Origin of the sequence: Methylomusa anaerophila (assembly GCF_003966895.1) — a bacterium.
Lineage (GTDB): Bacteria > Bacillota > Negativicutes > Sporomusales > Sporomusaceae > Methylomusa > Methylomusa anaerophila.
In genome coordinates this window covers 3375929-3398499 of sequence record NZ_AP018449.1, presented here as the reverse complement: position 1 = coordinate 3398499, position 22571 = coordinate 3375929, and the positions used below count along the sequence as shown (strand labels likewise).

Genomic DNA, 22571 nt, shown 5'->3' with positions numbered 1-22571 from the left:
GTTCATTCCTCCTTTAAACATTACATGGACATGGAAAGACCGAGGCTTTGTTCTTCCGCCTCGGTCCGTTCCTGTCCACTTTCAATTGTCGGCACCGGCTGCCCCGATGCCCTCTGTGCAGCCTCGGCCAGTTCTTTTTCCTTTTTCTGTTTTAACCTTTGCTTTTGCTGTTCGGCCTGCGCCGGGTCTTTCCAGGCGATGCAGCCGTCCAGGTGCTCCAGCAGGTGGAGCCGCGCCGTTTTGAATTCATCTCCGATCAGCCCCAACCGCAGGAGCCAAGTGCGAAAGGTGTACTTTTCGTTGGTACTGCGGGTCTTTTGCCGGCTGGCACATTTTTGATTGAGGGCCTGCGCGGAGATGGCAAGGCATAGTTGGATATAAGCCTTGACCTTGCCGGCGTGGGTGGTACTGTTGAAGAGCCGAAATTCTATGGTACCCTTTTGAAACACGCTGTGCAGATTGAGGCAATGGTAACGGCTGTCGTGATAGTGTTCATTTCGCCCATCCACACCCTCGTACCAAATCCGGCTGACCGCGTCCAAAGTTTTTGGCTTTTTCCGGTTGAGTTCATCCAGAAAACTCTGTTCAACCTTCTTGCAATAACGCTGTTCTCTTACCACTTCCACTTGCATTGCTTTATAGATCAGATCCTCCTTGGAGGCCATGATATTAGTAATGTTCCGAAGGGTCTTTGCATCGTGCGGGGAGGCATCTACATGTATGTGAATGCCGCATTTGTTGTTAACGATGGCACCTGCGCTACGCAGCTTACGAACAAGCTCTTGAATGGTTTCAATATCACCATACCTGCAAATGGGACTTACCATTTCAGTTTTATATTCGTCATCAGCTTCAACAACTGATCTTCCTACCTTTTGTTGGGCGGTTATGCTGCTGTCATATACGAATTTCCATTTTCGCCCTTGTTGATCCAGCGCTGAATAGGTTCTGTATGTATACCCATCATAATTTGCTGCGGTGCCAAAATATAAGGCAGCGACATTGGCAGCCTCCTGCCTCGTTATGCCGGTCATTTCAATTTCAATACCAAAGCGCTGCTCCTTCATCTCCATGGTTTATCACGACCTTTCATTATCGTCCACCTGCCTTTCCGAATAGCTCCGATTTATACTCCGGCGCCTGGACCATTAGGTTGTACCTCTCATTACCACATTTGTACAAACACACGCCACGCTGCGGGTATTTGATCAGGTCGTACTCTGACTTCTCCAACTGGAGCGTATCCATGTAGAAGCGGGCGTCGATGGAACCGGCGTTGAACAGGAATTGATGAGTCGGAATGGAGAACAGGGGCTTCGTCAGTTCCTTGATATGTTCCACGTTGAAATCCTCCAGATTCTGCGACGCGAGGATGACCGCGCTTTCCTTTTTGCGGACGCGCTTCATAAAATTTCGGATATACTCAATGGCTGTCAGATTGGTCAGGAACAGATACAACTCGTCAATGCTGGCTGCGGTGTTCCCGGTGGTGAGCAGTTCATTTGACATGTACGACAAAACGTTGAACAGCAGGGCATTGCGCAGGTTTTTGCTGGCCTGCAAGAGCCCTTTGACGCCGAATGTCACAAATTCATTGCTGATGATATTGGTGTGCCCGTTAAAAAATTTAGACTCCGCACCCTTGCACAGGGAGTGGAGTCCAAGGCAGATTTCCCGCAGGATATCGGCGGTATAGAGCTGACGCTTACCCTCATCGAAGGTCTTGTATTCTTGCTCGATCAGGTCATACAGGTCAGACAGAATCGGATAGTCCGTGGGCTTTAAACGGTCAAAGTTGCTGTGATCCGTGATACCCCATTTATCGTAGAGCTTACCCAGCATGATTTCGATGGTATCGATCTGGCGATCATTAAAATCTTTATAGGCACGGAAGAAATCTTTCAGGAAGCTGATGTGCTGGCTGAGCTTGCTGGTCTGACGGAACGCCTGGGGTGCTTCCGTATCCCTGGGATCGCCACTTTCATCCCATGACTTCGGCTCCAGAACATTGATGATAAATTCACCGCTCATCAGGTCAATGAAACATCCGCCAAGGTTTAAGGTCAGTTCCTCGTACTCCATCTCAGGATCAAGAGCCAGGATATGCATACCTGTTTCCCGCAAGTTGGTCAGGATGAGTTTTAACAGATAGCTCTTACCCTGGCCGCTGTTTCCGAGGATGAGGATATTGGCGTTGGTCTTGTCATCAGCGCGGCGGTTGAAATCCACGAGTATGTTGCTGCCGAACTTATCTCGCCCGATGCAGAAACCATTGGGATCGGTTTTCCCGCTGTAGTTGAAAGGATAAAGGTTTGCAACAGAGCTGGCAGGCAGCACCCGTTCAAACTGATCCCCGAACACGTTCCAGCCAGAAGGCATGACCGATAGAAATCCCTGCTGTTGACGGAGCAGGAGTCTGTCCACATTGAGCTTGCTCCTGACGAGCTCGGTCAGCACCTCTGTTTGCAGGAGTTTGAGTTGGTCGAGGTCATGGGAGAACAGCTCGATATATACTGCTGTGTGCAGGAGCGGCTCTTTGCTCCGGTGCATCTGCGCTACGATATTGGCAACATCCTGCAGATTGCTTTCGGCCGTGACTGTCTGCTGGAGATCCTGGGTGCTGCTTCTTTGCATCCGGTTTTTATTGGCAGCATTGCTAATGATCTTCTTTTCCTCCACGGGGGACACATGCCGGGTGTAAATGTGCAAGGTTACGCCGTCCTTTTCCCCAAGGTGCCGCAGGATGGCCTGCTCACTCGTTTCTGTTGGATATTCGCGCAAAGCCCATACGCATCGATATGTGTTACCGCAGATAAAATGATCTGTGTTGAATTTGACTACTGAGGGCGCGATCATGTCGAGGAATTCTTGAATTCGGATATCCTCCTGCGGGATACTCTGTGGTTTGATTCTTCTTGACATTGGCTTACCATCCTTTCTGGTCTTGATTGAAATAAAAAAAGACCGCCACTTTTGTGACAGCCTGAGATTAGGCGATTTCCTATTATAGCTTTTCTGAAAATAAAAAAGCCCGCGTAATTATACGGGGGCATGATTTTATCCAATTGTTTCTAAGAGGTTCTCAGCTTCAGAACATTTGCTGTTGCGGACCTTCACTGATGGTCTGTGTCATTTGAAGACCTTCATCCAGTTTAAGCAAGGATTGATTCAGTGCGCTCATGGACACAGACAATTGTGTGAGCGAAAGGATATCCCTCTGCGAAAATACATAAATCTCCTGCATCTTTGAAAAGGCTGCAGAAAGTTCTGCATCAACATCAATTGCCCGAAACAGCTGAAATTCGGAAAACGGTTTTTCCGCAAGATCACTTCCAATTCTTTCTTTTTCTTCTCTGCGCTTGTAGGCAAGCATTTTTATCAAGTCCTCCGGTGCAGAAAGTAGAGTCTGTATTCTGTCCTGCTCCATCATCGTGGCCAGATCATAAAGATGCTTTGCGGTGTCAAACAGCATACGACGCTGGTAGTAAAACTCTGCAGCCAGTATTTTATCTGCAAAAATCCGTTCCATCTTAATGGTCCCGATCACAAACGGTCTGACCTCATAACTGCTTTCCAGGACTTGACGTTGTAATTGGGTAGCTTCCGAATAGAGCAGAGGCGAGATCTCAAGGGTTTCAACTGGCTCACTGATGGTGAATGATGTCGCCTCAACTTTTACATATCCAAACCGTTGAAGCGCATCATAAGCATCAATGGTGGTAACAGGATCATATTCAAATACACTGGTGATGCTGCCCCTTTGATTGCTTTCCCTTGTTTTATCTGCTGTTCTCAAAAGCGTGGTGTAGCCATTCGCCGCTGTTTCCAGACGCTTTTTCCCTTGGCTTTTTGAACAGTCATGTATCTCAACTGTGAGATCAATATCTTCGGAAAAGCGCTTTATACGGCCTATTGCTTTATACAAAGCGGTACCACCCTTAAAGTATGCCGGAAGCGTACCCTGCTTTTCCGCCAACTCCCATAGTAGCAGAGTAAGGTAATAATCCTTCTCTATGATGTCGCTTCGAATGCCGGTTCTCCGGCTGACATCGGAAAGCAAATCTCCAAACGCTTCTCTATCTTGATGTAGCTTCATTTTTCACCTCCATGAGTAAATCAATGAGCGGCAGCACTATTTTCTGTGAGTAGTATCTGCGCGCTGTGAAGATCAGTGTAAGGCTGTCTAATTGCTGCCTTTTTGCATACTGCAACAGCAACTGTTCCGGGTTTTCCGCATCCGTATGCGCATCTGGCAGTTCGTCAAACATATCGATGAACTGAAGGTATTTCCAATTCTCGTCCGTCACAACCGCAGGCGGCTTTCGCACTTTGATATGGCAGCCTTCCGGCAGCTTAGCTCCATAACGGTTTGTAATGATTTCTATGTCACGTGAAATCAAGGTTGTCAGCCCCAGCTTGTTGAACAGGGAAGCCCCGGATTCATAACCTATTTTTACGCCATTTTGTATTATTAGTGTTTTTAACAGCACCTGGTCGATGCTGGGTGTGACCTTCCCAAAAACGGTTTGTTTTACATGGCAGTAGACACCTTTTTGCAGTCGCTCAATTTCGCCCTTGTCCGCCATCCGTTTTAGCTTGACGTTGGTTAAGGTTTTGGCCTGATCGTATGGAAGTGCGAACTTCTCGGCCAACTGCTCCGCAATGTCCTCGGTTTGGATTGCTGCTTCATAAGGCACATTTTTGACAGTGTGGGCAATGTGTTCTCCATATCCAATCTGTTCCATATTTTCACCTCCTAAAGTGATATTATAACCATGAACTTTATCTCATATTCTTGCCATCATAATATCACTATATGCACCGAAAGTCAATTTACTGTGCCTTTTATAAATAATAAATCTAAAATAATTTCAACATTGCCATTGGATAATAGCGTTTATCTCTTGACTTTTCTCTCTGTCAGAGCTCATATAGACACCAACGGGAATTTCTCGGAAAATAAAAACGTCATGGCAGGCAGATATGTTACGAGCATATCCGCCCTGCACAAGGTGAGACAAGCACCCTGCACAACCGTTTAACGGCACCATGACAAGGTTATTTTACCTCGTTTTTTATGGCTGCACAAGGATAAACTTTCACGCGTGCAAGGGGAACGGGCAAACATGCCCCCGCCTTTGCATGCGTTTTTACGTACCCGAAAATTTCCGACTAACAAAGAAAGGTCGGGATCATATGAACATCTTTGAAAACAGGAGCAACTTTATTGGCACCTTTGAACCAGAGCGTACAAAAAACTCTGTTCAAAATCTCTTTAAACTTGCAAAAGAAATCCGTGAAAAGCTCAGCAAACAGGGCTATCTGCTTGACAGCTATCTATCCTACGTGCTGGAAGCCGCCAACAACACCTTGCTCTACGAAGCCGCTGAAAAAGGCTTTGAAGCAGGTTCTGAACTTCAAAATCTCTGCTATGCCGTGATGGATGGTAGCGGGGCACTGGAAGAACATCCTTTTTATCAAACTGTAAAACAGTCCTTTGATTTGCAGCAGGACACCTATCAGGAAAGAACAACAATTATGAGCCTGCACAGCGTTTTATTGGCCGATGCGTTTATGGAATATGCCACTCAGTCTTATGTTCGGGAACAGGAGGCAATGCTGAATATCCTGGATGATGTAAAGCTGTGCGAGCTATATAAAAAAATCATTTTCCTTGTTGATGAAAACTTGATGGAACAATTAAATCTCGCGCTTAAGGAACGGTTTTTTATTGTGCCTGTGGTTGCAGGGTTCATGCAGGGACTCACCAACGATCTTTTATACAGTTTGACTTATCGTGACAGTGAAACAAGCAGACAAATATTTCAGTTGATTATGGATGCCATGTCTATAGAATAATTCATATATGAAAAGGCAACCGGCAAGCCTATGACAGCAGCATTTGCCGGTTGCTTTCGAATGCTGTTTTTTCTCTCTGTAAAAGCGGGAAAATCAGTCATTTAAAATTATCCATCTTTCACCGTCATATTCTTCAAACTTTTCAGTAGTAACGTTCTGCTCAAAATAAATTGCCAGCAAGCGCTTAATGTCCTGCTTGCCGGCGCGCTTCGTAGAAAAGCCCTGCTCACGCAGGGTTTTTTCTATGCGGTTTAAATAGGGGAATACCTCGCTTTCTTTCTCATTTCGGAGCCGGATTACCACCAGAAACTCTCTGGCCGTCGCCATCTGCACCTGTATCCGGTCAAGCTGGGTCAGATCCTGCTCCAGCATCCTTCTCACTGCCAGATTACCTTCCTGTTCCAACCGGGTTCTGAGAAACTGCTTGTTGTCCTCAAAGTTCTCCCGGCTGTTCAAACACAGAAACTCCAGCTCGGCCATACCCTTGAGCACTGTCATCAATGCGTAGATCCTGGCGGAGATGCTTTCCTCGGAAAGGACGGAAATATTGGTCGGCTTGACGCAGAAGTATACTAACTCGTCGCCCCGGTTCGTCGCCAGGCTGTAGTCGGTGACGGCCTTGGTATTGATGAGCTGTCTTGTAAACTGCTTTTGCTTGGCTTTTTTCTTTTCTGTTTTATTCATACTTGGTGTACCCCCATTCGTAGACCTGCTGTTTTGATAAGAAAAAGGCGCAGGCATATTTGATAAAGTCGAGGATGCTGGTATCGTCAAACCGTATGGTCAGAAATGCATACAGGGCGGTGATGACGATGGGCGGCAGGAAACGGAGCTGAGCCAGCGCAAACACAGAGAGTAAAAGACCGATGCCGATCACACCGATGTCGCGGAGCTGCCACAGCCACAGCACCGCCTTGGATTTCAGGTTGTCAGGGTAAATGTACATATCAGGAAGCCTCCTTTTCTTGCTTGAATTTCCGTAAAAAATAGGCGATCCCTCGGAGCACATGCTCCACACAGGGGATCGCCACACTATTGCCGAGTGCTTTGTATCGGGCGCTGTCCGATGCATCGGGGATATCCGTCCAATAATCCGGAAACCCTTGAAGCCGTTCGCATTCCAGCGGCGTCAGCCTCCGGATCAGCTTACCGACCCGAACAGGATGCACGTTGTTAAGGGAGTACCCACCATCCGTTTTAGACTGGAGGGTTCCACACAGATCGCCGTTTTCCATACCGTTCCGGCAGTCCAGCCCGGCGACGTCAGATTCGCACACTAGGTCGGTTGCATCCTTGTACTGTCTTGCGCTTTGGGTGCTGACCACCTCGTTTTGTGCATATTCGTCACTTCGCTGCTGGGAAAAGACACAATGCCGATCAGTGGCCGTTACGGTATAACTGATGTCAGGCTGTACGCCGATGCCGTTCCCGCCGTTATGATCCTGCCGGTCGATAATATTACCGGCGATACAGTAGGTTTCGTCAGGTGACAGATCGGCACATTCTTCATCTGGAAGAACAGCCGGCTGGGAAATCAGCGGCACGTTGTTTCCCCCTGTGCCATACCGGGCAGACATCGTTGGGGCTACCTCATGGGGGCCAGTATAGCGCGAGTCAATGCCATGGTTCTCGAACAGTTCCGGCTGGGTACCCAATACAAGAGGGGGATGTCCATCCATCTGCGCCCGCAGCGTAGCTGTGATATTTTCAGTGATATCCATGCGGTTGCCGCCCTGGTCATTCAGACACAGCACCGATGGTACCATGTTTGTACCGCTTTCCGAAGCCTTTAGCGTTGGCGCGCATTCTTCCTGATAACCGATGCCTCCGGCTTTTGCACCCTGTCCGGCAGAAAAAGAAGCCGCAAACAGAAGTCCACCCGGATTTCTTCCACCGCCGCTGTAGAGGGAGGGCCAAACACCGCCGCTTTCATAAATACGGCGGCTCTGCACATCCCACGGTGTCAGACATTCTCTGCCGTTATCTCCGTGATCGGACGGATTCCTGCCTGTATTTCCAGTGCCTTTTTCAGGACAGGCGGCAGCTCTTTGCCGCGTTTCTTCGCTCTCCGCAGAATCCCCAAACAAGCGGTCTTGCTCAAATAATATTTGGGGTGCGGTTCGGCCTGCAAAATCTGCGACAAGGTAGATACGTTTCCTCCGTTGCGGGGTGCGGGGCCAGTATTGAGCATCCAATACTCTCCAAGCAACGGAGAATTGATCTCCCAATATGGCCCCAGCAGATTGCCATACCCCTCCCGGAGGTCGAGGTATAGATACGGTACTGTCAGCAATTCTGCAGGTTTCTTCGAGTACCGCCCTGAAGTCCTCGGAGTCTGAGGAACTGAAGGCTCCAGGAACATTTTCCCAGCACATATACCGAGGTCGAACAGTGTCAGCTGTCCTTCCGTTTGCTTTGTCATACGCTCTCATCTCCTTGATGACACGAACCTGCTCCATGAACAGCCCGGAACGTTCGCCTTGAAGGCCGGCGCGTTTTCCTGCCACACTAAGATCCTGACATGGACTCCCCCCGCAGACCACATCCACGGGAGTCAGTTCAGCACCTTTCAGCTGTGTGATGTCGCCAACATGTAGCATATTCGGAAACCGTAATTTCGTGACTTTAATGGGAAACGGTTCGATTTCGCTGGCCCATACAGGGGTAAAGCCCTGCCGGACGCCTGCCAGCGGAAATCCACCGATCCCGTCGAACAGGCTTCCGAGGGTCAGCATTGAAGTCACAGCTGCAGCTTCATGCCGGAGGAGGGCGCTTCCTCCAGCTCGATCTCCCTTTCTTTTCCGCAGATTGAGTCGGCGCTCTGCCGTGCCCAAATACCGTACTGCTTCATAGTGATTCCTCCTTTTATTTGTTCTGTTGATATGTTCCGTATTGGAATGCCGAGCCGCTCGGCCTCCGCGATCTCACAGCCCATTCCGTGGCTGATCCGCTCACCGCAAATCCATACCTCATCGCAGGAGGCCAGTACTCGCAAGCCCATCTGAATGCCGGCCTCTCTTTCAGCGGGGACTGAGTCATCCAAGATTTGCGGGTACAGCATATGGACAGCTATGGGCGCACACCCTTGATCCGCGGCATAGCGGCAGGCGGCTCTGGCAAACCGAAGATTGTTTTCGATATCTCCCGCGAAGGGAGAACAGATATATACCAGCTTCATTTCGCAGCCACCGCCTTTACCACAGTGCGTGTCATATTGACAGCGGTCTGAGCGGTATATACCGCACTCATGAGGTTGGCCTTGGTGCTGGTATCCAGTCCAAAGGCTCCGGCGATGCGGGGGATTTCTCCGGCTGCCAACATCAACCCCAGCCCCAGCAGAACGTGGTCTTTGATTACCATCAGACCTGCTATTAGGATTGTGGACTGGAGGAAGGCCGTAAGGCACAGGCCGATGATCTGCTTGCACCAGCTGACAAAACCGTCCAGATAACCTCTCGGAACACTAAACATATAAAGGCTGCCTACAGCTATTTGGATGAGCAGGATTCCGCCACGCTTGAGGTTGGCGAAAAAAACCTTGATCACTGCATAGCCCATCATAATAAGAATAAACAGCATCATGATCGGGTTGATTGTGCTTCCAGCACCTCCAAACACGCCGGCTGTCCCTGCGCTGTCCAGACTTCCGGCCGAGGACAGCTGGCTGATGATGTTACCCGCGAGAGTATCAACGCCGGAGCCATATCCGGTAATGCCGGCTGTGAAACTGCTCTGCAGGGAAACGGAGAGCTTATACAGCTCCACTGGCACCGTGGAAAACAGCCCCACTGCCAGAAAGCCCTTGAGAATGTTGAGCGCTGTGTCCTTAATGCTTCCTCGGCCGGACTGATACTCAATGCCGCACTCAAAGATGGATACCACCAATCCTGTGCCGTATAGCGCCCAAGCCAGATAGAAAAAGAACAGTACAATGGATTTCACCCAGGTCATTTCGAACAGATCGGCGCCCATATTGCCCATAGCAGAAAAAAAGTTGCCGAGAAAGCCAATGATCTGGCCATAGACCCAATCCAGAATCTGTTTCAGCACAGTATCAGCTGCAAAGTCCCATATGAACATGGGCATCACCTCCTTGACAAAAAAATAAGGGAGCCTGTCATTTTACAAGCTCCCGAAAAGTTGTTTTAGATGCCTCGCATTGTCAGGCCGTTTTCGCTCTGTCCCGACTGCTCCATCTCCTGCGTAGGTTCCCTGAACACGTCAAGGTAATTGTTGATGGCCTCGGATATCTGATCATAGTCCGCTTTATTCGGCTTATAGACATACCAATCGATTTCCTCTCCATACCTCCATATGTACGGAGTGATGCCATTCCTGAAGTTTGGGTTGCTGACCGCTTTCTTACCAAACAGGTCAGAAAATCGAAGCGTTACAGCGTCTACCGGTCCGTCATTTCGATTGATGACGGTTGCCTTGATCGCCTCGTAATGGTCCGCTATCCCCATCGTGACGAATTCAATTCTCACACGGAGATTGTCGGTGAGTCTCCCGAAAAAAGCCCTTCCGACGAATTTTTTATCAGAGATGGCTGTGTCATTTCCGAACAGCCTGCGAAGCTCCTGTTCAAAGTAATTCATTTTCATACCTCCTACATTCCAAGGATAGACCAGATGTAAAGCGGAGCCGTTAACGTGAACACCAAACAGGCAAACAGAATCGCCGGCGCGGCCCATTCGAACTGACCATGCTTCCGATAATCAAAATAAGCCGTACCGAGCTTGGCGAAGAAAAACACCGCCAGAACCAGGTCTATCGCAGGGAATACAACTTTATTGACCACTGTTTTAATCTGGCTGGAGGCATCGTTCCATGTGTTCTCTATCGCACCAGCCACATCACCGGAGGGTGCAGCATAGACGGTTGTTGCAAAGAGGCAGGTCAGAAGAAGAACGATACAGAAAACCGAGAGAATACGTTTCATTTTCATAGAATACTTCCACCTTTCCATATAATTTTTTACATGAAAAAGGACCGCAAAGATGTCACTCTGCGATCCTTTTTCTTTTCTGAGGCTTAGGGTTTTACAGGGGCGATATGCCAGTCCGACCAGAGGTTGCCCTGTATAGCGACAGAGTCTGTGAGGTTGGCTGACAACATTCCGGCTGGCGTCCAACAGTCAATGAGCCATGTATATGCCGTGTAGCTTCCGTCCGGGAACCAGATGGGCGTGAAGTGTGTACGGCGTTTATAGGTCGAGTATTTGTTGGACGCGAACTCAAATTTAGCGTTGTATCCGGATTGCGTCTGCTCCAGCAGCCGCCAGTATGTTTTGTATTGAAATTCGGGGAAATAGGTCACGGCGGTCTGTGCATCTGTTACTGCCGAGGACTGATTGGTACTGACATTCGCCGTAGTGGTCTGGTTGATGCCATAGCCACTTTTCATACTTTTGCCCGAAGCGGTGGGGTTTTTGGCATCCGGGACAATGCTCATTGTAGCAGAAAGACTTGCGCTATATGAAATCCAGTCGAACTCCCACCAGCCTTCGTCTACCCAATATCCGGTATCTTCGCCCGTAGAAATCCATACCCAATTGGCATGCCACCAGGGACGCCAGATTCCCCACGAAGCAGAGGTGTTCTGCGCTTTGCTTGGTACAGACGGTTTGGTGTAGGAGTTGTTGCGGTCATCCGCCACCGGATTGGGGGGATCATTCCCTGAGAGATCGACGATCTTTGCTGTGATAGTCCCCTGACTTGCCGAACCGCTGCCAGTTACTGATACGTAAATGGTCATCGTTTGTGGAATGACTGGTGTTGTCCAGTGCACCCACACCAGCTGGCTGTCACCTGACGGATAATACACGCCGCTTACCGTGTAGGTTTGTCCGCCGATAGTAAATCTAACCGTGACAGGATGATCCGGATCGGCCTGTCCGCCCCGCACAGTCACCGAGGTGATGACCTCTGTGTTTACACGGTATTCGTAGTCAACCGTGCTGGCCTCAGGTGGGTCAGCTTGGGCACCGTTAAACCGCACAATCCCAAGCCCAAGGGATGAGATGATGTCCGTATTCGAAGCAGCGGTAGTCGTAGAGCCGTTCCATGCTGGATAGCCGAGATCTGGAGTTTCCAAGAACATTGCCAGCGGCAGGTTTTTGTGGCTGAGTGACACCATCTTACTCCGTAAGCCTCCACCAAGTTGCTGGTCAAAAAGTGCGGCTTCCATGGCAGTCATGGCATACTTGGTTCCTCCAAATGTCAAATAGGCAATCGGCTCTAAAAGAAGCTTGTATTGTCCATTTGTCAGAACATCATAATTCATACCTGTTACGTCCGCTATTCTCATGACAATGTACTCTGAGCAGAAATACCGCTTTATTTCATCTATACTTGCCTGTCCACTGCCAGAACTAATAATGCGTGGTATTGTCTCTCCTGGATTGTAGTAAGTATAGCCATTTACATGAGGGGTAAGCGATGCTCCATTATTATACTGTAGTTTACTTACTTTCCCAAAGTGTATGATCGTTCCGGGTGGAGTTTTATTTGTAAAATCCACAGGTGTTGATACAATTGCCCGGTCACTAGCACGAACAACGGTTATCCTAACACCTTCATCTCCAACATTCCAATAGTTTTCACTGCTACCACTACCCATGCCCCCGCCTCCGTTGTCAATATTTCCTTCCCCTTCAGCATGAGCCACGGTAGGTAATAGGAGCGATATCATTAGCACCAAGACCAGTATTTTGATCCATTTAGGTTTCATAGCATACCTCCGAAAAACAAAAGGCACCGTTCACAATTGATAAACAGTGCCTTTTGACTATTATTAAACTTTGTATTTAATCCATGTTGCCGACTTGCTTATTTATATCGCCTTCACCATCAACTGATGTTCCTGAATTTGCGCCTTCATCATCTACCCAGCCAAATCCCGGTACCCAAACCTGACCTTTTGAATTCTTATCTCCGGATTTCGGTGTTGCCGGTGTTGAGGATGAGGATGTACTGCTGTCTGGCTTTTGAGAAGGATTCGTTTTTGCTTCCTCCGAAGGCTCGGCGGGTTTGGTCACTTCAGCCTGAATGCTCTGATCCGTTCCGGTGGAATCTCCAGTATCTGTCACCTGGGAAGCTGATTCGGTCGGGGTTATAGGCTGTACGCTAACTTCTGGCGTGGGGGTCGGGGTTTTCGTAGCCGCAGGGGTTGGAACCGAAGGGGTCGCGGTGTTTGTTGCCGCAGTTGAGGGCTGTACATCCGCTTCTTTGGGCGCCTTTGCCGTAAACTGCGAGGCTATCGCTATAACAAGGACGACACACACGACACCGAGTCCGGCAAGCGTGAGCCGCTTTTTTGCTTTTTCTGTCAGTTTCATGGTATGTTACCTCCTTTTTCATGTTGGTTGTCAATTTCCTTTTTTCAGTATCACACATTACCACAGACTTTTCCATAAGTCTATGGACCACGCTTCAGAACCTAAAATAAAGGCATATATTTTGCCTGAACCTTGAGATTGATTATCATCGGCGGCAGAAGGTTCCCGGCAAAGGATACCGGAACCTCCAGCCGTATCATTGTATCAGCCAGGAAGCCGTTCGTATTGTCAGGATTCGACGGGGCCAGCGGCATGTTCCGTAGGCTGACGGACAGTCCGGATAGCTTGAATTCCACGTTACTTCCGGTATATTTTACTTGGTAGCCGTTCTCCTGCGTAAGCCCCAGCACCTTGTCCAGCCGGCTGTAAATGTCGCCGTAATTGAGACTTTGCTCGAACTCGGCCGCCGAGGGCTGGTATGCTCCGCTATAGCCCTCCCTCACGCCGTGATACACGTTTTCATAATTATCGTTTACCGTCGAAATCACAGCGGATTGTACCGCATCCCGGACACCCTGCGCGATGATCATCAGCCGAATGCCTTCGGAAGCGGCGCAAAGGAACAGCAGCAGAGCCAGGGTGACCGCAACGGTGAGGGGAAAGGCTGTCCCTTTCTTGCTTTTGAGTATAGCACATAATTTTCCATTTGTCACTTGTAATACACCTCGCTCTTACCGGACGCTTCAGCCTTCAGAGTAACAGGGAAGCTTCCAAAGCCGCCGAACAGCCCAATATCCGCCTGAGTGGTGAGCGTTACGGTGAATTCCTCGTTCAACTGGATTCTTCCAGTTTTCGACCATGTAATATTTGGAGTCAGCCCTGTCTGTTCCGTCAGGACCTGCGCCCGGAGGGTGGTTTCCGTGCCGACGCGTCCGGCGATCTCCGCTTCCCGGCACAGCTCTGAGGCGTAAGTGTCCAGCTTGTTTTTCGTTATGAATACCGGCATGACGCTGACAGCAACAGCGAGAACCAGCATGACACACAGCACCAGCACTGCCACATCGATATACCCCTCGCCGCGCTGGGAACGGAGGAGCTTCAGCATAAGCGTACCCCCTCGTTCTGTTCCGGGGTCTGCCCATCCTCCAGCATGGCATAGTCCCCCTCTCCCAGCCCTTTGTCGGCGATGTTCCAGAGCACATGGTCCATTTCGTCGGCATGGGACACATTCTGCTCCGCCAGCCACTGGTCGCTCACTAACTGGAGCGGGTTATCAAACCGGAGCAGGTAATCCGCATAATCCGGATTACAGCCACCCATAAGCTCATCATAGACGAGCTTTACCGCGGCGATCTCCGCGGCCTGCTCAATGAGGTCGGAAGCGGGTCGGTCCTGGAGCTGCTGGAGGTAGGTGCGGTAGTTTGCCTCAATCCGTTCCTGCAGCTTCTTTTCAAGTTTTTTTCTTTCCATATCCATATGGGTTCCTCCTTTTTAAAACATGTTGCCAAGGGACGTTAAGATCTGAACCGCGATGATCGCCATATATGTCAGCAAAAAACACATCAGCATCACGAAGGAAAACACGCGGATTTTCGGCGGGATTTTCTGCGCCTGTCCCTTGAGCCGCTGGAGCTCCAGTGCCTTGAAGTCATGAGCCAGCATCTGAAAATACACGGCGCTGTCATCGCCCCGTAGGACGCCGATGAGTCCTCTTACTACATCGGACAGCATGGGCGAGTTGAGCCTTGCTTCAAACCGGGTCAGGGCGGCCTCGTAGGATGAGGAGCGCATGTCGGCTGTCAGCACATCCAGCTCCCGCACGAAGGAAGGACCGGCGTTTTTCTTGTAATTCTCCAGCATTGCAAGTACATCTCGGCTGGATTTTAAGGTCTGCTCGACCGTCGCCACAAACCGGGGCAGCTCGCCCTCGATCTGATCGCGTTTTGCCTTCAGTCGTTCATCAGCCTTGCGGATTTCCTTAAAGTAGGTCAGAACAGCGAGGATGATCAGGACCGGCGTGACCAAAGGAAGCAGGAGCAGACATGGAATAGCGCCCAGCAGGATGGCTCCGGCCTTGGTGATGGCGTAGGCTGCGTAGACCTCCGGGGTCATGGAGTAGCCTGCAGCCTTGAGGATATTTGCCATCCGGCTGTGCTTGTACTCATCCATGCGGATATGCTTTGACAGCCGGACCGCGCCGGACATGATCCAGGCTTCTATGGTTTTTGCGGCTTTTTTGTTACCTTTTCCTGCCTCCAGCATAGCCTTGGCCGCTTTCATGGTGGGCAGCTTCAGAATATCCGAGAGGACAAAAAACAGCCCCGCGGCAAGCAGGATTCCTGCTAAAAATAATTGCTTTATCATCTGCGTCACCTCCTGTATTCAATGGGCTTGGTCAGTCGGATCACAAATGCCGTGGAAATAAAGATGGCAGCAGCACACACTGCCAGAATGATCTGTCCCACCACCGTATACATCAAGGTGTGGTACCAGTCCTTGTTGAGTAAATACATGATGGGTACATTCCCAACCACCAGCATCGCCATGATAATGAATTCCTTCCGGGGTTCGAATACCAGGTATTCCAGCTCCGCGTTAACAATGCGCATGTCGGACAGCTTGCTGACAATGGGGGTCAGGGTGGTTTTCAGGCTTCGGTCGTACTGGCAGGCGGCGATGGCGTCACACCACTCCCGGAAAACCTCGTTTTCAATTTTCGGCTTCATCGCATGGAGAGCATCGTCAATGTCCGGACTGATGAGCTTTACCTGCGCCAGAAATCCGGCAAAAACACTCCGGACCGGTGGGTTTAGGTAGGGGAGACTTTCCTCCACCGCCGTCACGATATCCTCGTTCCGCAGATATGCCGTGGTGATGATGGATAAAGCCGTTTCCAGCTCGGCGGCGATGTTCTTTTTGTAGTGGCTTGATGTCAATCGGACGTACCAGAACGGAAGAAACATCATACCGACTGCCAGCACCGGCACCAGAAAAACATTCCCCATGAGGATGGCAAGGCTGGCGCCGCCGGCAAAGCACAGCAGGGATGCCGCGCAGATAAGGGAAAAGCGGCTGCTCCGTCCGGTGATCTTGAGGATTTCCTGCACCTCCGTGATCTCTCGCCGGAAAAAGGACATTTTTTTGCGCCGGGCGGCCTCGTTGATCTCTGAACGGATACTCTTGTTTTTCCGGGTCAGAAACCCGAAGAGGCCGTCGGTAAACGCAAGGGGTGAGATTCCGAGCAACAGAAAAGCGCCGGCAATCATACCGACGCAGGCAATTAAAAGGATTGCGGTCAAGCTACTGCACCTCCTGTCGAAAGAACGCGGTTTAAGGTGTCCTGAGGCATCCCGTTTTCCAGAAAGCGCTTCTGCAGGCTGGGTGAAATCCCCTGTACCGCCCGGTGGTTCCCGTTGATGATGAACTTCCCGTTTTCCACGCGGTTCTCGGTGATCTGGAACTGGAAGAGGCTGCGGTAATTCCTTGTACCGTCTGGAAGGATTTCACACTCCATAACCTCCATGAGACGACGCTGTTTGTTTTCGAGCTGCTTGGCGAATACCACAATGGGGAACGCCTCGGTAACCAGATCCATCAGTGTGTTATCCGCCATATCATACTTGCGCTTGCATAGGGTGACCATGCGACGCCAGGTGGCTTCACAACTGTTGGAGTGGATGGTGGTCAGCACCGTGTGACCGGTTCTGGCTGACTCCTGGGCGGCGTAGGCTTCCGGTCCGCGCATCTCACCCACACAAATGATCTCAGGATTAAAGCGCAGAGCCATGTCCAGTAGGATGTCCTGATCGATATTCTGTTTTTCATTTTCACTGAACCGGGTCAAAGTATGGATGACGCTGTTTGTGATCTTGCCGTCCATCTGCCGGATCAGCGCCAGCTCACGGGAGCCGTTCTCAATGGTAAATATTCTTTTGTTATCGGGGATGGTAGTCAGGAGCCATCCGGCCAGCGTGGTCTTGCCGGAGCTGGTTGCGCCAGCCACGCAGACGGATATCCCATAACGCAGGCATTCCGCCAAAAAGTCCAGCATGGGTTCTGTGGCGGTGCCGCCCCGGATAAAGTCAGCCTTTTGCATGGACTGCGGGTTTACGATACGGATACTGGCGGCAACGCCTACGTCCTCATCCACCAGTGGAGTTTTTAACGCCGCAATACGGATGTTCTTGCTTAGATGCCCCAGGATGGCGGGGCTTGCGTTGTCCAGTACCATACCGGACACATGGAGCATACGGCGAACCACATTGATTGCGTGAGCGGGGCTGTCAAACCGTTCGTCCAGCTTTCTGGTGTGACCATTGCTGTACTGCACCTCTACATCGTTCCAGGCGTTAACGTCAATTTCTTCAATACCCGTGCCGAAGATATACTTGGTTAAAAACGAGAATTCCGCCATCTCCGTGTATAAGGCATCCACCAGCTGCGTCTGCGTCATACCGGCCACAGTTAGGCGGTAATCCTGCACATACTTTGTGATATAGCGTTTGACCTGCGCCTTTACTTCCTCGGTTCCTCCGTCCGTGATCAGCGTCGCGTATTTGCTGGAGATATACTCCTGCACATCCTGCAGCACCGAGCGGAACTCCCGGACCGTTTCCCCGGAGGAGAAGAACAGGTTCTGATTGCCCGTCATGTTTGGAGCAGATAAGATATCCGGCTGTCCTGATTCTTTTTTCATGCGCCGTACACCTCCTTTGCGATTTTGGCGATCTCCGAGCGGAAGCCACGGCTGTCCTTGAGCGCCAGCTCCCCAAGCAGGTTTCCCGCCAGCGCCAGATTCTCCAGCTCATAGGAATACGGGATTTTAAACGCCATGTTGCCCAGCACCTGCTCGATGTGCTCCCCGGCCTGATTGGTTTTCACGTTGGATGCCGCCTTGTATTGCTTATCCGCGTCCCATTTCTGTTCCTGTAACAACGGGAGCTGGCTGGACAGATAACTGACCGATTTAAGGTCGCAGTTCACCAGCCGGAGGACGGAATCTGCCTCCAGAAGCGCAACCGCCGAGAGGACATCATAGGCAATGTAGCTGCCGCAGTCGATGATGACATACGGGGCAACATCCCGCAGGTGGTCAATGAGTTCAACCGCCAGTTCCGGAGTATAGGGCGGATATGTATACATATTCTCGCCCTTCATCATACCGATGATGGTCAGATAGCCCATCTTCTTGAGGGTGATGCAGTTCTGGCGGATGAGGGTATCGGTGATGTGGGTCGCCGCCAGAATACTGCCCAGGGATCGTTCGCATTCCAGGTCGGCAGGCGGACAAATACATGGCAGCATCGGAGCCGTCATATCGCAAAGAAGCAACGCAACGTTGCGCTTATGATCGGCCAGATACTTGGCAAGGCGCACACTGACGGTGGTCTTGCCGCTGCCGGGACTGCCCCACACGGCCAGAACCTGAACATCCGGTTCCAAATCCTCCTGGGGCGGCTTCAGCTGGTTTCGGGAGAAAAGACTCCCTTTCATGAAATTCATCATCAGCGTCCCCCGCTTTCCGTGCTTTGCGATTCTGCAGCGGTATTGGCTGCGGCGGCTTTGGCTGAGCTGCTGGTTGATGTGCCGCCCGCAGCGCTGCTTGTCGATGTGGCATTGCCTGTTGTGGAGGTACCGCTTTGGCTCTGCGAGGGTTTCGGATACAGTGCTTCCAGCAGTTTATCCTGAATGGCAAGGAATTTCTGGGCGCCATCCTTGGTGCCTCGGTATATCAGAGACAGGTGGAGCTTTCCCTCAGAGTCCAGCTCCGCCAGGATTTTCGCCTGCTCCGGCGATACAAGAAGGGTTACGGTGGCGGGAAGCTGCTTTTCATTATTCGAACTTGTGGATTTATCCGTTTGTGTATCGGCCTGATCGGTGTCATAGCCGGAACTGGCGGTCACTCCGACGACCTCCACATAGGTCAGCTCGGTGGGGATGACCGTGGAGCCCTGCTTTTTGTAGTCCGGGGCAATGACGCTGACAATATCTCCGGAGGCCAGCTTGCCGGATAAGCCCTCCGCGAAGCTCTTGATGGTGACGGAAATGGCCTGTTTGCTTCCGTTCAGATCATACAGGTAGGCGTTTTCCGAAGCCGGGCTGTCCGACAGTTTGGCGGCGAGGATGTAATCGCCGGGCGACAAATCTGCCTTGGTATACTTTCCGATCACCGAATCGGCTTTCGTCATGACGTTTTCGGGCAGGTTGTAGCCGCCTACCTCCACAGCCTGCACCATATCCTTGGAGATTTGTTCGCCGTTTTGGATGTCCTTGACCACCCGGACTACGGTGGTTTTCTGCGATACACTCTGGTTAAAGAGAGGCGTCAGCGCAAAACAGATAATCAGGGAAAGCACGATGCAGATAGCCCCCAGCACCGTGCGGTTTTTCAAAAAGCTCATAGAATGTTCCTCCTAAAAAAAGAAATAGGCTGCCAGGCAGCCGAGAGAGAAAAAAGGCGCGAGGGGATATGATTTTCGTATATCCCCTCTGTGCGCCTTTTGGATCAAGGTATATATGGCATGAAATATCAGCATGGCGGTAAAACCAAGGATGATCCCCGCCATGCTTTTGTGAAGGCCCAGCACCAGCCCTACCGCGGCGGTGTACTTGATGTCCCCGCCGTCCAAACCGCCAAGCCAGAGGGCAATGCCGAAAAAAATGACGGCGGTTACGAGTCCCAGCAGCTTTTCCGGCGTAAAGGTCAGTAACCCGGTTAAGGCAATCCCAATACAAATACAATCCGGTATGAGCTGCTTTCTAGCGTCGCACACGGAAGCCGCGAACAGTAGAGCGGTAAAAAGTCCGCCCTGCAACAGCAGCGGCAGGTTACTTCCCATAATTGAACATGTCCGTGATCCGCTGCTTCAGGGTCGGAAGCACCGTTTCTCCGAACAGGGCATAGAGCCCGGCGAGGACAAGCGCGCCGATTACAACGGCCATTAGGATTTTTATGGCGGTATCCACAAATCCCTCCCCGCGCTGGGAGCAGAGCAGGGTCTTTGCCGTGAGATACTTCAAAGTCAGATGGTCACGGATATTGACCGCCATGTTGGACAGGTTTCTCTTGATCTTGTTCAGGAATTTCTTCATATTAATTTACCTCCGATATTTTTGTTGTAGTTGTTGTGTGACAAGGATGGCGGGACCTATAGTCCCGTCATCTGCATGCCGGAGCGCTGCTCCGGCGTTTGTTCAAAAGGGGATACTTCCGCCTTCTGCTGGTTCTGTCCCTGGCTCTGCGTCAGAGCCTGATGGTAAGCGTCAATGACGACGTTGTTCAGCTGCTCCCGGAATTCCTTGGTTACCGGGAAGCAGATGTCCTTGTATTCACCGCTTCCGGCCTTGTAGCTGGGCATGGCTACAAACAGCCCCTTAGTGCTGTCCATCACCTTCACGTTGCGGATGGCAAAGCAGTCATTCAGATTGACGGATGCGATAGCACGGATATTGCCCTCCGGCCGGATGGAGCTGATTTTCACATCTACCTTCATGGGCAGGGGCTGTTCCGCGGCGGTCTGTGCATCCTGCTGGGGAGCCTTGGGTGCTGCCTGGGTTTTACTCATGGTCGATTCCTCCTTTTCATTAATAAAGCAGCCTTCCGGCTGCGAGTGACTTGGGTTACATACTCATCTGCGGGCCTTGCTCCAACTCTTGTCCCGATTCCTGAAACGGTATCTCCCGGAAGCCGAAGCGGTCGACATAGTGGAAGGAGTTGCCCGATTCATCATACAGCTCCACGACGTCCGACATAGAGAGGCTGTGCCCTTCGTAGCTGGGCGGGTGGTCCAGGTTGAATTTAGCATAGAGTTCCTCCAGATCGTTGGTTTCCACTTCGCCGTCGTATACCACTTGGTAATTGGAAGGGTCAGGCTCCCCGAAGCGCTCCGTGAGTTCGTCGTATCCGATGAATTTCATCATAATATCGGCATCCGGCTTCAGCTGATGCACCCTGCATTTCTTCAGCACCTGCAGGTTGCCCTCCGGGTCGAGCTTACCCGTCGCCAGACGGTCAAAGGTACCGGGCCTCCACTCAATGTTAAGCCCTTTGGTGTTTGAAAGATAAGATTTCAGCTCATCGTTTTCAAACATCGGGTCCACTATGGCCGTTGCCCGTTTGGTGTCAAGATAGCCCGCCGTATTGCCATAGTAGAGAATGCGGTTGTTTTTGATTTGGATTCCGTTCATATAGCACCTCCTTGCGTCACATTCCTCCCATTGTCTGCTCCATGCCGGATTCCTGGGATGCAGACTCCTGAGAAGTCCATCCGGTCATGGATTTGATGACCATGGCTTCCTCCTGCAGTTTAGAAACTCCCAGCTTTTCGTTGTTGTAATCGGCCAGCTCTCGGTTCTTTACCGGATCGCCGGTATCCCAATCCGATTTGTAGTAGCCGGTTTCGCCATGCTTGATGCAGATCAGGCTCCCATCACTGGACAGGGTGGAAAAACACATTTCCGGTAAATCCTGTTCTGTATCCAGGAGCTTTTGAAGCTTGTTCATATCCTGCTGACGCTTGTCGTAGATATATAGATAGGCATTGTAATCGCCCTGGATCGGCGTACACCGCAGGCAATAACGGTAATGCTCGCTTTCGGCAACAAACCCGTAGCTTCCTCTGGAGCCGTCACCCAGCCTGCCGTCACCATGGCCGCAGCAATATTCTGACATTGCCGAAAGATCTCTCAATGGTCCGGTTTTGCGGAGCTCATCCACGAAGGACTGAAGCTCCGACTTGAATTCCGGTGTATTCAGCGCGTCTTCGTTGTGCGGCCACCAGGTTGACCAGAACTCCCTGCCGTCATGCCCAAAGTCCACGCGCATATGTCCGACCGTGCCAAGCTCAGCATCTTTCGCATCCTGAGAATAGAACAGCCCCGCTTCCTCAATCGAAGCGGGGCGCAGACAAAGCCTCCGGTTTTCAGCGCTCATTGGTGATTCCTCCTTTTCTGTTTTCCGTAAATTCCGCCGAGTTACTGGAAATAGAACGTAACGGAATAGGTGATGTTTGACTTGTTATACATGCACGTATGGTTCGTGTAGTAGTAGAACTCCAACTGGCTGTAGATTCCGGCCGCTAGAGTACGGCTAAAGGTGATGCCGTTGGTGGTGGTCTGGTAATCCAGTTGGTCCCACTGCCCGGTCAGGACGTTGTACCCGCGGACGCGGCCGTAATCCTGACCGCTGTGCCCGTCAACCGGCGGCACTGTAAAGGTATAGCTGGTGATGGTCGCTCCTGCGATGCCTTGCTCCAGGATGACCGATTCCGGTCCGGTCAACGTCATGCCGCCTCCATGGTTGGGGTCAGCAACGAAGAACACAATAGCCGCCCAGGGTGATTCAGCTCCGGTGGAGTCCACCGCCTTGACGCGCACCACATTCTTGCCCAATGGATAGGCGGTACTGGTCTGTGCCGGCCTGCCCTCCCACACA

General features: G+C 51.0%; 28 protein-coding genes. 1 reads left to right on the top strand and 27 read right to left on the bottom strand.

Going from position 1 to position 22571, the window contains the following annotated elements; translation table 11 throughout:
- Positions 1 to 20: 20 nt before the first annotated feature.
- The 4 genes from MAMMFC1_RS15395 to MAMMFC1_RS15380 all read right to left on the bottom strand — a co-directional run bounded on the left by MAMMFC1_RS15395 (position 21) and on the right by MAMMFC1_RS15380 (position 4745).
- Positions 21 to 1073: an amidoligase family protein gene (locus tag MAMMFC1_RS15395; RefSeq protein WP_126309301.1), complete on the bottom strand. Its 1053-nt coding sequence runs from the start codon at positions 1071 to 1073 to the stop codon at positions 21 to 23.
- A gap of 19 nt (positions 1074 to 1092) precedes the next feature.
- Positions 1093 to 2922 (bottom strand): VirB4 family type IV secretion system protein, encoded by a 1830-nt coding sequence (locus MAMMFC1_RS15390; RefSeq protein WP_126309300.1) that lies wholly within the window; start codon positions 2920 to 2922, stop codon positions 1093 to 1095.
- A 166-nt stretch (positions 2923 to 3088) separates the two neighbouring features.
- Complete coding sequence (locus MAMMFC1_RS15385; protein ID WP_126309299.1) at positions 3089 to 4096, bottom strand: nucleotidyl transferase AbiEii/AbiGii toxin family protein; 1008 nt, start codon at positions 4094 to 4096, stop codon at positions 3089 to 3091.
- Positions 4077 to 4745, bottom strand: coding sequence for a type IV toxin-antitoxin system AbiEi family antitoxin domain-containing protein (locus MAMMFC1_RS15380; protein ID WP_126309298.1), 669 nt, complete (start codon positions 4743 to 4745; stop codon positions 4077 to 4079). The genes MAMMFC1_RS15385 and MAMMFC1_RS15380 overlap by 20 nt, the downstream gene beginning before the upstream one ends.
- Positions 4746 to 5142: 397 nt before the next feature.
- Between MAMMFC1_RS15380 and MAMMFC1_RS15375 the strand changes: the two genes are divergently transcribed.
- Entirely contained in the window at positions 5143 to 5859 is a 717-nt protein-coding gene (locus MAMMFC1_RS15375) for a hypothetical protein (protein ID WP_145987647.1), read from the top strand.
- A gap of 93 nt (positions 5860 to 5952) precedes the next feature.
- On the opposite strand, the gene MAMMFC1_RS15370 is transcribed toward MAMMFC1_RS15375, so the two are convergent.
- From MAMMFC1_RS15370 to MAMMFC1_RS22040, 23 genes are all read right to left on the bottom strand, one after another.
- Positions 5953 to 6543: a hypothetical protein gene (locus MAMMFC1_RS15370; RefSeq protein WP_126309296.1), complete on the bottom strand. Its 591-nt coding sequence runs from the start codon at positions 6541 to 6543 to the stop codon at positions 5953 to 5955.
- Positions 6536 to 6805 carry a hypothetical protein gene (locus tag MAMMFC1_RS15365; RefSeq protein ID WP_126309295.1) on the bottom strand — a complete coding sequence of 90 codons (270 nt, stop codon included), beginning with the start codon at positions 6803 to 6805 and terminating at the stop codon, positions 6536 to 6538. Before MAMMFC1_RS15365 ends, MAMMFC1_RS15370 begins: the two co-directional genes overlap by 8 nt.
- A gap of 1 nt (position 6806) precedes the next feature.
- Positions 6807 to 8594, bottom strand: a complete 1788-nt coding sequence (locus MAMMFC1_RS15360; protein ID WP_126310646.1) for a DNA cytosine methyltransferase — start codon at positions 8592 to 8594, stop codon at positions 6807 to 6809.
- Positions 8595 to 8599: 5 nt separating this feature from the next.
- Positions 8600 to 9037 (bottom strand): DUF7768 domain-containing protein, encoded by a 438-nt coding sequence (locus MAMMFC1_RS15355; RefSeq protein WP_126309294.1) that lies wholly within the window; start codon positions 9035 to 9037, stop codon positions 8600 to 8602.
- Positions 9034 to 9939: a conjugal transfer protein TrbL family protein gene (locus MAMMFC1_RS15350; protein ID WP_126309293.1), complete on the bottom strand. Its 906-nt coding sequence runs from the start codon at positions 9937 to 9939 to the stop codon at positions 9034 to 9036. The genes MAMMFC1_RS15355 and MAMMFC1_RS15350 overlap by 4 nt, the downstream gene beginning before the upstream one ends.
- Positions 9940 to 10004: 65 nt before the next feature.
- Positions 10005 to 10457: a hypothetical protein gene (locus tag MAMMFC1_RS15345; protein WP_126309292.1), complete on the bottom strand. Its 453-nt coding sequence runs from the start codon at positions 10455 to 10457 to the stop codon at positions 10005 to 10007.
- Between the two features lie 11 nt (positions 10458 to 10468).
- A complete protein-coding gene (locus MAMMFC1_RS15340) occupies positions 10469 to 10807 on the bottom strand; it encodes a DUF3852 domain-containing protein (RefSeq protein WP_126309291.1) in 339 nt (112 codons plus the stop codon).
- A gap of 86 nt (positions 10808 to 10893) precedes the next feature.
- Positions 10894 to 12591 (bottom strand): hypothetical protein, encoded by a 1698-nt coding sequence (locus tag MAMMFC1_RS15335; RefSeq protein WP_126309290.1) that lies wholly within the window; start codon positions 12589 to 12591, stop codon positions 10894 to 10896.
- A gap of 76 nt (positions 12592 to 12667) precedes the next feature.
- Entirely contained in the window at positions 12668 to 13198 is a 531-nt protein-coding gene (locus MAMMFC1_RS15330; RefSeq protein ID WP_126309289.1) for a DUF6550 family protein, read from the bottom strand.
- Between the two features lie 101 nt (positions 13199 to 13299).
- Positions 13300 to 13851, bottom strand: a complete 552-nt coding sequence (locus tag MAMMFC1_RS15325; protein ID WP_126309288.1) for a hypothetical protein — start codon at positions 13849 to 13851, stop codon at positions 13300 to 13302.
- Positions 13848 to 14243 (bottom strand): DUF4320 family protein, encoded by a 396-nt coding sequence (locus tag MAMMFC1_RS15320; protein WP_126309287.1) that lies wholly within the window; start codon positions 14241 to 14243, stop codon positions 13848 to 13850. Before MAMMFC1_RS15320 ends, MAMMFC1_RS15325 begins: the two co-directional genes overlap by 4 nt.
- Complete coding sequence (locus MAMMFC1_RS15315; protein ID WP_126309286.1) at positions 14237 to 14614, bottom strand: DUF3848 domain-containing protein; 378 nt, start codon at positions 14612 to 14614, stop codon at positions 14237 to 14239. Before MAMMFC1_RS15315 ends, MAMMFC1_RS15320 begins: the two co-directional genes overlap by 7 nt.
- Positions 14615 to 14629: 15 nt before the next feature.
- Positions 14630 to 15502: a secretion protein F gene (locus MAMMFC1_RS15310; RefSeq protein ID WP_126309285.1), complete on the bottom strand. Its 873-nt coding sequence runs from the start codon at positions 15500 to 15502 to the stop codon at positions 14630 to 14632.
- Positions 15503 to 15507: 5 nt separating this feature from the next.
- Positions 15508 to 16437, bottom strand: a complete 930-nt coding sequence (locus tag MAMMFC1_RS15305; protein WP_126309284.1) for a type II secretion system F family protein — start codon at positions 16435 to 16437, stop codon at positions 15508 to 15510.
- Positions 16434 to 17834 carry a type II/IV secretion system ATPase subunit gene (locus MAMMFC1_RS15300; RefSeq protein WP_197723832.1) on the bottom strand — a complete coding sequence of 467 codons (1401 nt, stop codon included), beginning with the start codon at positions 17832 to 17834 and terminating at the stop codon, positions 16434 to 16436. Before MAMMFC1_RS15300 ends, MAMMFC1_RS15305 begins: the two co-directional genes overlap by 4 nt.
- Positions 17831 to 18643 (bottom strand): nucleotide-binding protein, encoded by an 813-nt coding sequence (locus tag MAMMFC1_RS15295; protein ID WP_126309283.1) that lies wholly within the window; start codon positions 18641 to 18643, stop codon positions 17831 to 17833. The genes MAMMFC1_RS15300 and MAMMFC1_RS15295 overlap by 4 nt, the downstream gene beginning before the upstream one ends.
- On the bottom strand, positions 18643 to 19539 hold the full coding sequence (cpaB, locus tag MAMMFC1_RS15290; protein ID WP_126309282.1) for a Flp pilus assembly protein CpaB: 897 nt from the start codon (positions 19537 to 19539) through the stop codon (positions 18643 to 18645). The genes MAMMFC1_RS15295 and cpaB overlap by 1 nt, the downstream gene beginning before the upstream one ends.
- A 12-nt stretch (positions 19540 to 19551) precedes the next feature.
- Positions 19552 to 19977 (bottom strand): prepilin peptidase, encoded by a 426-nt coding sequence (locus tag MAMMFC1_RS15285; RefSeq protein ID WP_126309281.1) that lies wholly within the window; start codon positions 19975 to 19977, stop codon positions 19552 to 19554.
- The gene (locus tag MAMMFC1_RS15280; protein ID WP_174234383.1) at positions 19967 to 20230 is read right to left on the bottom strand and encodes a DUF6133 family protein; all 264 of its coding nucleotides are present in this window, start codon (positions 20228 to 20230) and stop codon (positions 19967 to 19969) included. Before MAMMFC1_RS15280 ends, MAMMFC1_RS15285 begins: the two co-directional genes overlap by 11 nt.
- A gap of 56 nt (positions 20231 to 20286) precedes the next feature.
- Positions 20287 to 20703, bottom strand: a complete 417-nt coding sequence (locus tag MAMMFC1_RS15275) for a SpoVG family protein (protein ID WP_028307115.1) — start codon at positions 20701 to 20703, stop codon at positions 20287 to 20289.
- 55 nt (positions 20704 to 20758) lie between these two features.
- Entirely contained in the window at positions 20759 to 21325 is a 567-nt protein-coding gene (locus MAMMFC1_RS15270) for a YodL domain-containing protein (protein ID WP_028307116.1), read from the bottom strand.
- Between the two features lie 16 nt (positions 21326 to 21341).
- Positions 21342 to 22070: a hypothetical protein gene (locus MAMMFC1_RS15265; RefSeq protein WP_028307117.1), complete on the bottom strand. Its 729-nt coding sequence runs from the start codon at positions 22068 to 22070 to the stop codon at positions 21342 to 21344.
- Between the two features lie 41 nt (positions 22071 to 22111).
- Positions 22112 to 22528 carry a hypothetical protein gene (locus tag MAMMFC1_RS22040; RefSeq protein WP_197723831.1) on the bottom strand — a complete coding sequence of 139 codons (417 nt, stop codon included), beginning with the start codon at positions 22526 to 22528 and terminating at the stop codon, positions 22112 to 22114.
- Positions 22529 to 22571 lie beyond the last annotated feature (43 nt).